Below are 14232 nucleotides of genomic sequence, written 5' to 3'. Positions count from 1 at the left end.
GTGAGCGCCGACCTCGACAGCCTGCGGCTCCCGACCGCGGCCGCCCGCGCACGAGAGACGTCGACCGGCATCGCCCGATCGACCGCGTCGCGCTGGCTCCTACTCGTCGCCGCGCTCGTCGTGCTCGCCGCCATAGCCGCGGGCAGCCTCTTCATCGGCTCGGGGACGATCAGTGCCGCCGAGGTCTGGCGGGCGCTGTCACAGGGCGGCGACGACACCAACGCGATCCTCGTCACCGGGTTCCGGGTGCCGCGCATGCTCCTGGCCATCGGCGTCGGTGCGGCGCTCGGCCTCGCCGGAGCCATGATGCAGGCCGTCACGCGGAACCCGCTCGCCGACCCCGGCATCCTCGGCGTCAACGCCGGGGCGTACATCGCGGTCGTGCTCGCCGTCGCCATCGCCGGCACCGCCGACCTGAGCTCCTACGTGTGGTGGTCCTTCGCCGGCGCGGGCCTGGCCTCCGTCATCGTGTACGTGATCGGCTCCCGGGGCCGTGCCGGGGCGACCCCGGTCCGCCTCGTGCTCGCCGGCGTCGCGCTCTCCGCCGCGCTCCAGGGGGTGACCTTCGCCATCACGATCCGCAATCCCGACATCTTCGACAAGATCCGCTTCTGGCAGGCCGGCTCGCTGCAGAACCGCCAGATGGACGTGTTCCTCGGGGTGCTGCCGTTCCTCATCGTCGGGGTCGTCCTCGCCCTCGTCGTCTCCCGGTCGCTCAACGCCGTCGCCCTCGGAGACGATCTCGCGACCTCGCTCGGCACGAAGGTGCTCCGGACGCGGGTGCTGTCGGTCGTCGCGATCACCCTGTTGTGCGGCTCGGCCACCGCGGCAGCCGGACCGATCGCCTTCCTCGGACTCATGTCGCCCTACCTCGCCCGGGCCGTCGTCGGACCGGACCAGCGCTGGGTACTGCCGTTCACGATGGTGTTCGCGCCGATCATCTTCCTGCTGTCCGACCTCGTCGGGCGGGTCGCCGTCCCCGGCGAGATGCCGGTCGGGATCGTCACGGCGTTCGTGGGTGCCCCGCTCCTCATCGTGCTCATCCGCCGTTCGAAGGCGCAGGGGCTGTGACCGCGGTCGCCGAGCCGGGTCGGCGCACCGTGAGGGTCGGTCGGGTCAGCTGGGTGGTCCACCGGCGTGAGCTGATCGTCGTCGGCGCTCTGGTCGCCGTCATCGCGGGGGTCGGCGCCTTCGCGCTCACCCAGGGCGAGTACCGCATCCCGCTCGACAAGCTGCTCGCCGCGGTCACCGGTTCCGGCTCGGAGAGCGTCCTGCGCATCGTATTGGAGTGGCGTCTACCGCGAGTGGTGATCGCCGTGGTCGGCGGGATCGCGCTCGGGCTCTCCGGCGCGATCTTCCAGTCCATCACCCGGAACCCACTCGGCAGTCCCGACATCATCGGGTTCAACTCCGGTGCATTCACCGGCGCGCTCATCGTCACCCTCGTCGTCGGCGGGAACTATGCGGCGATGGTCTCCGGGGCGTTGATCGGCGGGCTCGCGACGGCCCTCGTCGTCTACCTCCTCGCGTGGTCCCGGGGCGTCCAGGGGTTCCGGCTCATCGTGATCGGCATCGCGATCAGCGCCGTCCTCAACGCGTTCAACGACTACCTGCAGCTGCGGGCGGACCTCAACGCCGCCATCGCCGCTGCCAGCTGGGGCATGGGTTCGCTCGCCGACCTCGGGTGGCAGGACGTCGTGCCCGTGACGATCGCGGTCGCGGTCCTCGTCCCCATCCTCGCGCTCATGTCCCGCCGACTCGGCATGCTGGAGTTCGGCGACGACATCGCGAGCGCCCTCGGCATCCCGGTCGAACGCACACGGCTGCTGCTGCTCGTGATCGGCGTCGCCCTCACCGCGACCGTCACCGCGGTCGCCGGCCCGATCGTCTTCGTCGCCCTCGCCGCACCCCAACTCGCCCGGCGGCTGACGAGGTCCGCCGGCATCACCCTCGTCCCCTCGGCCGCCATGGGTGCGGCGTTGCTCCTCGTGAGCGACGTCGTGGCTCAGCGGATCATCGCCCCGGCCGCCCTGCCGGTCGGTGCGGTGACCGTGACCCTCGGCGGCATCTACCTCATCGCCCTGCTCATCACGCAGGCGGGAAAGCGCTGACATGAAGACCGACAGCCCCACCACCAGACTCGCCGGAACAGCTCTCCGCGTCGGCTACGACCAGCGGACCATCATCCACGAGCTGGACATCGCGATCCCCGACGACTCGTTCACGGTCATCGTCGGCCCGAACGCCTGCGGCAAGTCGACGCTCCTGCGTGCCCTCGCCCGGCTGCTGAAACCGACGCAGGGACAGGTCGTGCTCGACGGTCAGGAGATCACGCGGTACCCGTCGAAGGAGGTCGCGAAGCGCATCGGGCTGCTGCCGCAGACCTCGATCGCTCCGGACGGCATCTCCGTGATCGACCTCGTGTCGCGTGGCCGATACCCGCACCAGTCGATCCTCCGACGCTGGTCGGCGGCCGATGAGGCGGCGGTGCTCGCGGCGATGGAGGCGACGAACGTCACCGAGCTGTCCGGTCGCCTCGTCGACGAACTGTCCGGCGGCCAGCGCCAGCGCGTGTGGGTGGCGATGGCCCTCGCTCAGGAGACGCCGCTGCTGCTGCTCGACGAGCCGACGACCTTCCTCGACATCACGCATCAGGTGGAGCTGCTCGACCTCTTCACCCGGCTGAACCAGGAGGGTGGCCGCACCCTCGTCGCGGTCCTGCACGACCTCAACCAGGCTGCGCGATACGCGACGCACCTGATCGCGATGCGCGACGGTCACGTGGTCGCGCAGGGTGCGCCGGCGGACATCGTGACGGCCGAACTCGTCGAGGAGGTCTTCGGGCTCCGCTGCCGGATCATCGACGATCCCGAGTCGCACACGCCGCTCGTCATCCCGCTGATGGGCGCGCACTGACCCGTGGTTCTGGCCGGTGTCAGCGCGGTGCGCTGACGCGAGCGCGGGTTTGTCGGCGTGGGCGCGCCCCGCTGACGTGAGCGCGGGTCTCCGGAGGGGTGCGCTCACGCCGGTGGGGCGCGCTCACGAGGTGGACGCGTCCCGGTGTCAGCAGCCGATGGCTGGTTTGCCGGGTCGGCAGGGTTTGTCGACGCCGACGGTCGAGTTGCGCACGATCTGCACCGTGTGCGGTTCTTCGGTCGGGATCGAGAGGGTTCCGACGACGGGAAGCCACCCGCTGTCGCCGATGCGGTATTCGGCGGCGTACTCGACTTCGACGGTGATGGTCTTGGTCCCGACCGTCGTGTAGCGGTGGCTGGTCGGGGTCTTGGAGAACTCGGCCAGTCCGAGGGCAGTCCAGCTGGATCCACCGGTCCGGACGGTCGCACTCTCGCCGTCGCCGTAGTCGAAGGTGAATCCGACGGGGATGAAGTTCACCTCTGCGACCTGGCCGAGGAGGGTGCCGGTGCGGGTGTGGCCGGAAGCAGCTGCGATGACGTTGGTGTGGAGCCCTCGGACACCCCAGGCGGCGGGTTCGGTGGTGACGGTGGGGGCGGTTGGGGCGAAGCTGGCGACGTCGCGGATCGTGACGGGGGCCGCCGGTGCTGCTCCGAGGTCGGTGCCGAGGTCGCCGGGGGTGAAGGTGTAACACTCGTCCGGCCGCATGAGGCTGCAGACCGTCCGCTCACCGTTGGGCCCGTCGGTCACACCGGGCGGCAGCTCCGCCGAGCCGCCTCCTTCGTCGTCGCCTCCGCCCGTTCCGCCGCCGGAACCAACGCCAGTGCCCGGGCGTTCGACGCTGCCACCGATGTCGACCGAACCGTTACCGATGCAAGCGCCCGAAATTGCCCCGCCAGCGTCGCAGCTGGCGGCGACGGCGGCGGACGCCAGCCCGACGCCGCCCACGAGCATGAACCCGATGGCCAGCGCAGTACCTACTCTCCGCATGAGGGCCCCTCCTTGATGACTTCGTGCTTCGCCAGCACGTAGGGACGTTGATCAGCAGCACCCGGAGCAATGTGAACTGCCCAGGTGCGCTTGGCTGGGCGTTCAGGCTTGATGACCGATGCTCCTGCCCCATCCGTTGCTTGCAAGCCAGTCATGTCCACGCAGGCGGATCCGACGATCAGGACGTCCGCTGCGTCAGCTTTCGAGTACCAGTCCCTGATCGTGAACACCTCCAGCGAAGCCGCGCCGGAAAAGGTCCATCCGAGCTCCTGAAGCTTGGACAGGCTCTCGTTCTCGAACGTTCGGAGCTCTCCGGTTGTCACCTCATCGATGCGAGCAGGATCGACTCCGCCGTCTGCGACGACCCGGTTCCACACGCCCAAGTAGCTCTCATAGGCCTCAGTGCCGGCCGCCAGCGCCTGTTCCTCGTTCTCGAAGACCGGCGGCGAACTCTTCGGAGGCGGCGCGGGTTCAGGTCCCGTGCACGCGGTGAGGGCGAGCAGTCCCGCCGTGAGAACGATCGTAGAGACAGAGCGAGAGCGCGAGGTCCGTGGCATCCCTCGACGCTAAGCGCACCCAGACTCCCGCCCAGGGTTATCCACAGAGCAGATATGCCTACACCGACATATGCCGCGCAAGTAGTCCGTGTGCCAGCGCGATGCGCTGACGCGAGCGCACCTCAGGGGACGTGAGCGCGGGTCTCCGGAGGGGTGCGCTCGCGTCAGTGACCCGCGCTCACGTCAGCGCACCGCGCTGGCCGAAGCACAAGCGTTACCGGGACGTGACTTGGGAAGCTTAGGCTTACCTCATACCCCACGTCTTCAACGGAAAGCAGAACATGCGCCGCATGCCCCGCACCCTCACCGCCGTCGCCGCCCTCGCGGTCGCAGGCCTCGCCCTCGCCGGCTGCACCGCCGGGTCCTCCACCGACGACGCCTCCACCGGCACGCTCGGCACCGTCGACACGATGTTCGGCGAGGTGACCGTCCCGGAGCCCGCCGGCGACCTCACCGTCGTCGCCCTCGGCTGGTCCGACGCGGAGATGGCGCTCTCCCTCGGCGTCGTGCCCGTCGGTGTCTACGACTGGCAGTCCTTCGGCGCCGACAACAAGGCCGTCGGCCCGTGGGCCACCGACCTCTTCGGCGACGTGACCCCCGAGATCATCGAGGACAGCGGCGACACCGTCAACTACGAGCAGATCCAGGCGCTCGAACCCGACCTCATCCTCAACACCCGCTCTGCCGGCGACGAGAAGCAGTACGAGCGGCTCTCGGAGATCGCCCCGACCGTCTTCGCGCCCAAGGGGACCGCCGCGTTCGCGACCCCGTGGGACGTCCAGCTCGAGCAGGTCGCCGCCGCGCTCGGCAAGACCCAGGAGGGCGACGCGCTCGTCTCCGCCACGAAGCAGTCGATCAACGAGGCCGCCGACCTCCACCAGGAGTTCGCCGGGCTCACCACCGTCGCCGCGACGAAGTTCGGCGACGCCTACGGCGCTTACCTCGAGGGCGACGGTCGCTTCGACATCCTCGCCGACCTCGGCTTCCAGCAGAACCCGGCGGTCCTCGACCTCGAGGCCTCCGGTTTCTACGCGGCGGTCTCCGCCGAGCAGGTGTCCGCGTTCGACGCCGATGTCGCCGTCCTCCTCCCGATCGGGTTCAGCGCAGCGGACACCACCGCCGACCCGCTGCTCGCGAGCCTCCCCGTGGTGCAGGACGGTCGCGCGATCGTCCTCGACCCCGCCGACGAGCTCACGCAGGCCTACAGCGCGGCGTCCGTGCTGAGCATCCCCGTCGTCCTCGAGCAGCTCGTCCCGAAGCTCGCCGAGGCCGCCGCCAAGGTCGCGAAGTAGGGTCCGGCCCACCAGCACCACAGCAGGAGATCCGCGCGAGAGCCGGACGGAATCGCGTCTTCCGTCCGGCTCTCGCGCTGTTCTCCGGCTCTCACGCTGAGCGCCCCGACGCTCAGGCCGGCCGGGACAGCTTCCGCAACCGCGCGAACCCCAACGCCGCGACAATCACGAGCACCCCCACCAGCAGGACGACGGCCGCACCCGGCGCCACCGGCGCCAGCGCGGTCAACCCACCACCGACGAGGATCGCCAGCAGGACGGCGTCCGACTGCCAGAGCAGGACGTTCAGCGAGGACGCATCGCCGAACGGCGTCGGGACGGGCATGAGCAGCAGGATCGGCAGTGGTCCCTTCGCCGCGTCGAACGTCCGGAGCACGACGATCCACACCGCGAGCAGCGGCCACCACCCGAGCGGCTGGAGGAGCGCCATACCGCCCGGTGCCGCGGAGGCGAGCACCCCGAGCAGGTCACCGATCCCACCGATCACGACCGCGGCCAGCAGCGGGGCGACGGCTCCGGCGAGCACGAGCGAGCGGGGGCTCCGACCGTAGAGCGTGGGCGTCCCCGCGCTCTCGACCCCGTGTCGCACCGCGTCGCACCAGACACCCACCGCGAGGTAGGCGAGCAACGCCGCGGGGACGGCGAGCATCCACCGCACACCGTCCGGGAGCCCGAAGGAGAGACCGACCGACGCGCCGGACGCCGCCAGGACGAGGGAACCGAGGGCGACCCGCCCGGGTGTCCGCCGAGCTCCGACGATCGACCGCCTGAGGACGACGAGCCAGAACGGCCCGGTCATCCGCAGCGGGACACGGCGACCGCTCGTCGGGGAGGCTCGCAGCCCGCCGACGGCACCCGAGGCGTCACCGCTCTGCAGCATCATCCCGACCCGCTGCCAGCGCAGCGCCTGGTCGAGGAGGGGTCCGCTCCGCAGTCCGTCCAGCGCCCTCGGGACGAGCAGGAGGGAGACAGCACCGAGCACGACGAGCGCGACAGCCGGCCACCACGACACCGGCACCCCCACCGACGCGAACCAGCCACCTCCACCACCCCAGGTGAAGAGCCGCGCCCAGTCCCCCGTCGCGAGTGCACCGCCGAGCACCATGGCCTCGATGCCACCGGCCACCGGCGACCAGAGGAGCCCCAGCCATCCCCACGGCGAAAGGAGCAGCATGCCGGGGACGAGGAGACCGAGCACTCCGCCTGCACCGGCGACGATGACGACGGCGGCGACCGTCCGTCGCGAACCGTGCTGACCGAGCAGCCACGCCACCGCGAGGAGCAGGGAGAAGCCCACGGCACCGATCACGAAGGCCACCACGGCGGCGGGCACAGTCGGTCCGGTCATGCCGATCACCGAGGCCGTGTCGGCGGCCACTCCCACCGAGACGGTCGCCCGCTCCCCCGGCACCAGGAGTCGCGACAAGCCGACCACCCCGGCCACGAGGACCGAGAGCCCCGCGAGTGCGAGCGCCGAGGTGACGAAGGGACGACGCAGCGTGAGTCGACGCGGCAGTGGCGAATCGGCGAGGAACTGCACCGCCGCAGGTCTCGGCACGACCGGTCCCCTCGTCCGACCACCGAGCACGACGACGATCGTCGCGATCGCCGAGAGCAGCGCGACCGCCCCGGGCCGGACGGCCGCCACGACGCCCGCGGCATCCGGCTCGATCAGTCCGAGGACAGCGAACCGCACGAGCGGAGCGCCCACGATGAGTGCGACGAGCAGCGCGGCATAGACGACGAACGCGACGTCGGCGACCCGCGGACGCCCGTCGCGCGCGGCGAGCACCGCCCGGCCGGCGCGGAGGATCCGACGGTCGTCGCGCGAGATGCGCCCGGTGCCGGTGCTCACGGGGCTTCGACCGTGATCGCCTCGTCCGCGACCCGTTCGACGAGCCCGGCGTCGTGGCTCGCGAAGACGATCGCCGCCCCGCGCTCCTTCGCGAGCAGGATGCGGTCGGCGACGAGGCCACGCCGCTCGGCGTCGAGGCGCTGCTCCGGTTCGTCGAGCACGAGGACGTCGAAAGGCCGGACGAGCGCCGTCGCCAGGGCGAACAACTGCGACTGACCCGAGGACAGCTCGGTGGCGAAGCGGCGCGCGAGCGTGTCGATGCGCAGGGCCACGAGCAGCTCGTCGGCGGCGTCGTCCGCCGCCTGGCCGGTCACACCCCAGGTCGTCGAGATGTAGCGCAGGTGTTCGCGCAGCGTCAGGTCCGGCGCGTAGGCCGGGGTGCCGATGAGGGCTGAGACGGAGCGACGCACCGTGCGGTCGCGGTCGTCGATGGTCCGGCCTCCGATCGTCGCCGTCCCGCTCGACGGGCGCAGCCGTCCGCTGAGGATCCGCAGCAGGGTCGTCTTGCCCGATCCGTTCCGCCCCCGGACGGCGAGCGCCATCCCCCGCTCGACCCGGATGTCCGTGGGCGCCAGCAGGGTCTCCCCGTCGATCACCGCTCCGACGCCGTCCGCCTCGATCAGCGGCTGCATCGCGGCAACCGACTCCCCCTCGTGTCCCGACATCGTCCCATCCTCGCAGGCGTCCGCCGAGGTGTCCTCCACCGCACGGCGGATCGCGCGGTCGGGCGTGGGGCTCAGCACGCCGGTCGAGGGTGCAGAATGCAGAGCATGGGAATCGTCACCGGGCGCCGGAACGCGCGTCCGCCGAAGCAGCGCCGCGGTGGCGGACCACCCGAGGGCGACGCCTATGACGAGGTCGTGCGGGAGATCCGCGCCGGACGCCTCGACGCCGACGCAGGCGCCGAACGACTGATCGAGCGGCTGACCGACGCGGAGCTCCTCGGTCTGCTCGACGGCGACTCCCCGCGCCGACTCCTCCCGCTGATCCCCGTGCTGCTCCACCGGCGTCCGTTCGTGGCCGGAGCCGTCCCCCGGCTCGGGATCCCGGGGGTCCGGTTCAGTGACGGCGCCCGCGGGGTCGTCATCGGCGAGTCCACCGCGTTCCCCGTGACGATGGCGCGGGCGGCCACCTGGGACCCGGTGCTCGAGGAGCAGGTGGGTGAGGCGATCGGTGCGGAGACGCGGATCCGCGGGGCGAACTACTCGGCGTCCGTCTGCGTCAACCTGCTCCGCCATCCCGCGTGGGGCCGCGCACAGGAGTGCTACGGCGAGGATCCGGTGCTGACGGGCCGGATGGGATCGGCCATGACCCGAGGCGTCCGCGTCCACACGATGGCGTGCGTGAAGCACTTCGCGCTCAACTCCATGGAGGACGAGCGGTTCGAGGTCGACGTCTCGGTGGACGACCACGCACTGCACGAGGTCTACCTGCCGCACTTCAAGGCCGTGATCGACGCCGGCGCGGACTCGGTCATGAGCGCCTACAACCGGGTGCGGGGCGAGTACATGGACGTCAACCGTCCGCTGCTCACCGAGGTGCTGCGGGAGGAGTGGGGCTTCACGGGCTTCGTGACGAGCGACTGGGTCTTCGGGACCCATGACGCGGTCGGCAGCCTGGAAGCCGGGATGGACGTGGAGATGCCGCTCCGCCTGCGACGGGCACACGAGTTGCCCGCCGCCCTGCGGGCAGGCACCCTCCACCACGCCACCGTCCTGCGCTCGGCCCGGCGCATCCTGCGGACGACCCTCCTGCACGCCGCGACCCGCACCGAACCGCAACCCTCGGCGGACGTCGTCGCCGGCTCGGCCCACCGCGCGCTCGCCCGACACGTCGCCGAGGAGTCGATCGTGCTCCTCGCCAACCGCCCGGTCGACGACGGCGTACCACTCCTCCCCCTGTCGGCGACGACCCGTCGGATCGCGGTGGTCGGCCGTCTCGCGGACCGGGCGAACCTCGGCGACCACGGCTCGTCGCGCGTCCGTCCGCCGACCACCGTCTCGCCGCTGCAGGGGCTCCGTGAGGCACTCCCCGACACGCAGATCACGACCACCCCGGCCGGGAACGTGCGGGCCGCGGTCACTGCGGCGGCGGCAGCCGACACGGCCATCGTCGTCGTCGGCTTCGACCAGCACGACGAGGGCGAGTCGGTCGTCACCGGCGGCGTCGACGTCGGCGTCCTCGGGGCGGCCCTGGACTCGGGTCGACTGCGTAGCGCCATCACGGGCGTCGCGCACCTGGCGTCGCGGTTCGTGCGCGGCGGCGATCGCACTTCGCTCCGTCTCCGGCCGTCGGACGAACGCCTCATCCTGGCCGTCGCCGCAGCCAACCCGCGCACGGTCGTCGTGCTCATCGGCGGGAGCGCGATCCTGACCGAGGCCTGGCGCGACCGGGTCCCGGCGCTCGTCCTCGCCTGGTACGGCGGGATGGAGGGCGGTCGAGCGCTCGCCGACGTCCTGACCGGAGTGGTCGAGCCCGGCGGGCGACTGCCGTTCGTGATCCCGACCGATCCCGCACACCTGCCGCCCTTCGACCGCGAGGCGAAGGCCGTCGTGTACGACGACCGCTGGGGACAGCGGCGGTTGGACGAGGAGGGCCACACGCCGGCTTTCCCGTTCGGCTTCGGCCTCGGGTACACGACGATCGACCACCGCCTGCTCGGGCACCGGTTCGACGACACCGGTGGGACCGCCGAGGTCTTTGTGACGAACACCGGTCACCGCGAGGGGTCGACCGTCGTCCAGCTCTACGCCGCCGACACCGCACTCGAGCGACCGGTCGCCCAGCTCCTCGGGTTCCGGAAGGTGACCCTGCAGGCGGGCGAGGAACGCGTCGTCCGGGTCGTCCTCGATCCGACACCGACGCTCGAACGCGACCCGGTCACCCGCCGCTGGTCACCCCGCACCGGCGACTGGGCGCTGCAGGCCGCCCAGCACAGCCCGTCGACCTGGGCGGACGCGACCCCGCTGCGGAACGGTGACAGCGACCTCGACGACGACCCCGCCCGACTGCCGGACACAGCCGGCTGACCCGATCAGCTCGGGCCGGCCGACTCGAGGTCGGCGAGACCCTCGACCCGCACGGCGAGCTCCTCATCCCGTCCGAGGACGGCGCGGAGGAGGCGCTGCGAGTCACGCCGGACGGAGAGCACCGCGTCGTCGCGTCGCAGCACGAGGGTGCCGTACGGCCCGGTGTAGCGCTGCTGCAGGTCGTCCAGCTCACCGGCCCGGAGCAGCGCGACCGTGCTGGACGCCGCCGGGTCGACGAGACGCACGAGGGCCGACTCGCCCTCGAGCTCGCTCGCGACCACCCGCCGGGCGCTCGCGTCGAAGATCGTCTTCTGCGCCGCCCGGGTCACGACGAACGGTCGTGCCGGACCGTCGAGCAGCCGGTCGACGACGTCGCGGGCCGCGTCGGGGCGACCGACCCGTCGGGCCGCGGCCTGCATCCGCGCCAGACGACCCGGCTCGCCGAGGATCCCGTCGATCTTCCACCCGATCGTCGTCGCGGTGTTGCACCGGACGGCGGCACCCTGCTCCATGAGGTAGTCGCCGTTGCGGACCTCCTGCCCGGGGATGGGGTTCACGAGGACCATCGGCAGACCGGCGGCCATGCACTCCGACGCCGACAGTCCTCCGGGCTTGCCGATGAACAGGTCGGCTCGGCGCAGGAGCCGCGGCATCTCGTCGGTGAAGCCGAGCACGGTGTAGCGGTCGTCGCCGGGCGCGATGAGGTCCTCGACACTCCGCCGCAGTGCCTCGTTCCGCCCGCACACGATCGTCGCGGTGAACGGCGACCGCAGGTGCAGCGTCTGTCGGACGACCGCGAGCGCGTAGTCACCGCCGGACGCACCGGCCGAGATGAGCAACATGGGCGGTGCTGCCGGGTCGCGCTCGGCCGGGGTGCTCGGCTGGGCGGCGATGGGGATCCCCGAAGCCACGACGCGGTCGGGCGGGAGACCGAGGGCCGTCAGCTGGACCCGCCCCTCCTCCCGGGCGAGGAAGAGCGCGTGGAAGGCGCTCGTCAACCACAGCCCCTGGAAGTCGTAGTCCGTGGTGACGATCGCGGTCCTGGCGTCGACGGCGCCGCGGAGGATGAGGGAGGCCAGCAACTGGGCCGGGAGGAAGTGGGTGCAGATGATCGCCGTGGGTCTGAAGCGTTTGATCGCGCTGACCACCGGCATCGCGTTCGCCCGCGTCCAGGGGTCGAGCGGGCCGCGACGACGGAACGGTGCGTCGCTGAGGTCGTAGCCCCACTCCACGAGCCAGGGCGTCTCCTCGACGAGCACGAAGTACCCCTTGCCGAGGACATCGCGGTACAGGGAGGTGCTCGCCTGCAGGACGTCCAGCACCTCGACCTCGGTGACGTCGGGACGCCCGGCACACGCCTGTTCCACGGCGGCGGCGGCGCTGTTGTGTCCGGACCCGACCCCGGCCGACAGGATCAGGACGCGTTCGCCGCCATCCGGTCCGGGGTGCTGCTTCGATGTCCTGCGCATGAGCCGATGCTAGCGCGCGGTCTCCGGCGGCAGGGCTGCCTCGTACAGGCTGATGAGGCGGGTGGTCTGCGTCGACTGGCGCAGGGTGCGGGCGAGGCCCGGTGCGACGACCGGTGCGGTTCCCGCCTCGATGTCGGCGACGGCGCGGCGGATCGCTTCGGCGAGCGCCTCGACCCCACCGTCCGTCGGCTGCCACATCGAGTCGGCCGGGAGCTCCGCCGCGATGTTCGGGTCGCTGATGATCGACGGTGTGCCGAGTGCGGCCGCCTCGAACACGGTCATGCCCTGCGTCTCGAACCCGATCGACGTCTGCACGAGGGCGTCGGCGTCGGCGATGGCGCGCAGTGAGTCGGGGTACGAGACACGACCGGCGAAGACGACGTGGTCGGCGAGGTCGTGTTGTGCGACGAACGCCTGGGCCTTCGCGAGCAGGAGTCCGGCCCCGTACAGGCGGAACACCGCGTCGACGTCCGCGAGCCGGACCGCCTCGAGGAACTCCATGAGCCGCTTCTCCTGGCTGAAGCGGCCGATCCACACGAATGACGGCAGCCGGTGCGGCACGTGGAGCGTGGTCGCGCGTTCGTCGAGGATCTCGTCGAGCACCGCGTCGTCGACGCCCGTCGACAGGACCTCGGCGTGGGCGGTCACCCCCTGCTCGCGGAGGACGCGCGCGAAGTGGTGCGACGGCGCGATGACGACGGCCGCACGCTTGGCGAACTCCTGCAGGTAGGACCAGACGCCGGTCGGCAGGGTCGAGAGCCGCGGCCGGAGGACCCGGCGCTGCCACCACGACAGGGCTCCGACGACGAGGCCCGGCGCCGGCATGGTCTGTTCGATGCCGACGTCCATGCGGTTGTGCATGGTGTGGAGGGCCGGGATCCCGTGCCGTTCGGCGTAGCGGTAGGCCGTGAGCGCCTGCCAGAAGTCGGCCTGCACGTGGACGACGTCGACCGGGGGTAGCTCGGCCAGGCGTGCGTCGAGCCAGCGGTCGGTGAGGCGGCCCGGCACGGTCATCGAGTACTCGCGGTCGAGTGTGATGGGGATCGAGGGAGTGTCGAGATAGTGCGGGTCGTCGTCGTGCTCCTGGTGCATCCGCGGCGAGCACACCGTGACGGTGTGCCCCGCGGCCTCCAGGAAGCGCCGCTGCAGCCGGATCGAGACCTGGGCCCCGCCGGACGACTCGGGGTGCTGGTCGCTGAAGACGAGGATGTGCATGGTCACCAAGGCTACCCGTGGCACCGGGGTCGCAGGTGTCCGGCGCCGCGACTCAGGCTTCGTCGAGGACGGCGACAATCGACTCCTGCAGGTACCCGAGCCAGGCGTAGATCGCCATCATGAGCTGCGGATCCTGCTCGTCGTCCGAGCTCGTCGGAGACGGGTCGAACGGCTCCGCGTCGTCCTCCTCGATGCCGAGTCGAGCCGCGATGGTGAGCCGTGTGTCGTTGAGGAACCGCAGCCAGGTCCAGGCCGTCTCGCCCTCGAGGGTCACGGCTGCACCGTCCTCGTGCCCGACCGAGACGTCCGTCGGCTGAGCCGCGTCGGACGCGTCGGCGGTGAGCGCCGCCAGGACGGTCCGCGCCGCGGTCACCTTGCCGCCGACGAGGTCGTCGGCGGTGAAGCGTCGGAACTCCGCGGCGGCCTCGGGGTCGTCGCGGTACCCCTCCGGCACCAGTCTCGCCATGGCGGGGTCGAGCTCCACGGCGGTCGCCAGCCCGGCGCGCGTCGCGTCCTCGAGCATGTCGACGAGCTGGCTCGCCAACTGTTCGAGGATCGAGGTCTCCTGCTCGTCGAGACGGAGCACGACGGGTCCGACGGGCGGACGGACGAAGGCGCTCATGCGTCGGCCTTCGCGAGCGAGGCCCAGAGCCCGTACCCGTGCATGGCCTCGACGTGGCGCTCCATCTCCTCGCGGTTGCCGGTCGCGACGACCGCACGGCCCTCGTGGTGCACGGCGAGCATGAGTCGCTCCGCCTCCTCGTGGGTGTAGCCGAAGTAGCTGCGGAACACGAGCGAGACGTAGGACATGAGGTTCACCGGGTCGTTCCACACGATGGTGACCCACGGCTGCATGGTGAGGGTCGCCTCGTCGACGATCGGCTGGTCGAGGATCTGCGCCATCCTCCAAGC

Annotated in this window: 13 protein-coding genes; 5 read left to right on the top strand and 8 right to left on the bottom strand. The window is 71.3% G+C overall.

Annotation, left to right across the window (positions count from 1 at the left end; genetic code table 11):
• Genes EAO79_RS07520 through EAO79_RS07510 form a run of 3 tightly spaced genes read left to right on the top strand, consistent with a single transcriptional unit; the run spans position 1 to position 2916 of the window.
• Positions 1 to 1071 (top strand): iron chelate uptake ABC transporter family permease subunit, encoded by a 1071-nt coding sequence (locus tag EAO79_RS07520; protein ID WP_206428304.1) that lies wholly within the window; start codon positions 1 to 3, stop codon positions 1069 to 1071.
• Positions 1068 to 2111, top strand: a complete 1044-nt coding sequence (locus EAO79_RS07515) for an iron chelate uptake ABC transporter family permease subunit (protein WP_124768590.1) — start codon at positions 1068 to 1070, stop codon at positions 2109 to 2111. Before EAO79_RS07520 ends, EAO79_RS07515 begins: the two co-directional genes overlap by 4 nt.
• A gap of 1 nt (position 2112) precedes the next feature.
• Positions 2113 to 2916 carry an ABC transporter ATP-binding protein gene (locus EAO79_RS07510; protein ID WP_079704966.1) on the top strand — a complete coding sequence of 268 codons (804 nt, stop codon included), beginning with the start codon at positions 2113 to 2115 and terminating at the stop codon, positions 2914 to 2916.
• 147 nt (positions 2917 to 3063) lie between these two features.
• On the opposite strand, the gene EAO79_RS07505 is transcribed toward EAO79_RS07510, so the two are convergent.
• On the bottom strand, positions 3064 to 3903 hold the full coding sequence (locus EAO79_RS07505) for a hypothetical protein (RefSeq protein WP_124768589.1): 840 nt from the start codon (positions 3901 to 3903) through the stop codon (positions 3064 to 3066).
• Positions 3891 to 4460 (bottom strand): hypothetical protein, encoded by a 570-nt coding sequence (locus tag EAO79_RS07500; protein WP_124768588.1) that lies wholly within the window; start codon positions 4458 to 4460, stop codon positions 3891 to 3893. The genes EAO79_RS07505 and EAO79_RS07500 overlap by 13 nt, the downstream gene beginning before the upstream one ends.
• Positions 4461 to 4750: 290 nt before the next feature.
• On the opposite strand from EAO79_RS07500, the gene EAO79_RS07495 reads away from it, so the two are divergent.
• Entirely contained in the window at positions 4751 to 5752 is a 1002-nt protein-coding gene (locus tag EAO79_RS07495) for an ABC transporter substrate-binding protein (protein WP_197977379.1), read from the top strand.
• Between the two features lie 112 nt (positions 5753 to 5864).
• Here EAO79_RS07495 and EAO79_RS07490 read toward each other — a convergent pair whose 3' ends face one another.
• A complete protein-coding gene (locus EAO79_RS07490) occupies positions 5865 to 7607 on the bottom strand; it encodes a hypothetical protein (protein WP_124768587.1) in 1743 nt (580 codons plus the stop codon).
• Positions 7604 to 8350, bottom strand: coding sequence for an ABC transporter ATP-binding protein (locus EAO79_RS07485; protein WP_241161012.1), 747 nt, complete (start codon positions 8348 to 8350; stop codon positions 7604 to 7606). The genes EAO79_RS07490 and EAO79_RS07485 overlap by 4 nt, the downstream gene beginning before the upstream one ends.
• A 27-nt stretch (positions 8351 to 8377) precedes the next feature.
• On the opposite strand from EAO79_RS07485, the gene EAO79_RS07480 reads away from it, so the two are divergent.
• Positions 8378 to 10636, top strand: coding sequence for a beta-glucosidase (locus tag EAO79_RS07480; protein WP_124768586.1), 2259 nt, complete (start codon positions 8378 to 8380; stop codon positions 10634 to 10636).
• Positions 10637 to 10641: 5 nt separating this feature from the next.
• Here the strand turns inward: EAO79_RS07480 and EAO79_RS07475 are convergent, their stop codons facing one another.
• From EAO79_RS07475 to clpS, 4 genes are read right to left on the bottom strand one after another with little or no spacing between them, the layout of a single operon-like run.
• Complete coding sequence (locus EAO79_RS07475) at positions 10642 to 12105, bottom strand: glycosyltransferase (RefSeq protein ID WP_124768585.1); 1464 nt, start codon at positions 12103 to 12105, stop codon at positions 10642 to 10644.
• A gap of 9 nt (positions 12106 to 12114) precedes the next feature.
• Entirely contained in the window at positions 12115 to 13320 is a 1206-nt protein-coding gene (locus EAO79_RS07470) for a glycosyltransferase (protein ID WP_124768584.1), read from the bottom strand.
• A gap of 52 nt (positions 13321 to 13372) precedes the next feature.
• Positions 13373 to 13942, bottom strand: a complete 570-nt coding sequence (locus tag EAO79_RS07465) for a DUF2017 family protein (protein WP_124768583.1) — start codon at positions 13940 to 13942, stop codon at positions 13373 to 13375.
• Positions 13939 to 14223, bottom strand: coding sequence for an ATP-dependent Clp protease adapter ClpS (gene clpS / locus EAO79_RS07460; RefSeq protein WP_056009029.1), 285 nt, complete (start codon positions 14221 to 14223; stop codon positions 13939 to 13941). The genes EAO79_RS07465 and clpS overlap by 4 nt, the downstream gene beginning before the upstream one ends.
• Positions 14224 to 14232: the final 9 nt, after the last annotated feature.

The organism is Plantibacter sp. PA-3-X8, from assembly GCF_003856975.1.
GTDB classification, from domain to species: Bacteria; Actinomycetota; Actinomycetes; order Actinomycetales; family Microbacteriaceae; genus Plantibacter; species Plantibacter auratus.
The sequence above is the reverse complement of the archived record's forward strand: the minus strand, read 5'-3'. Positions and strand labels throughout refer to the sequence as shown.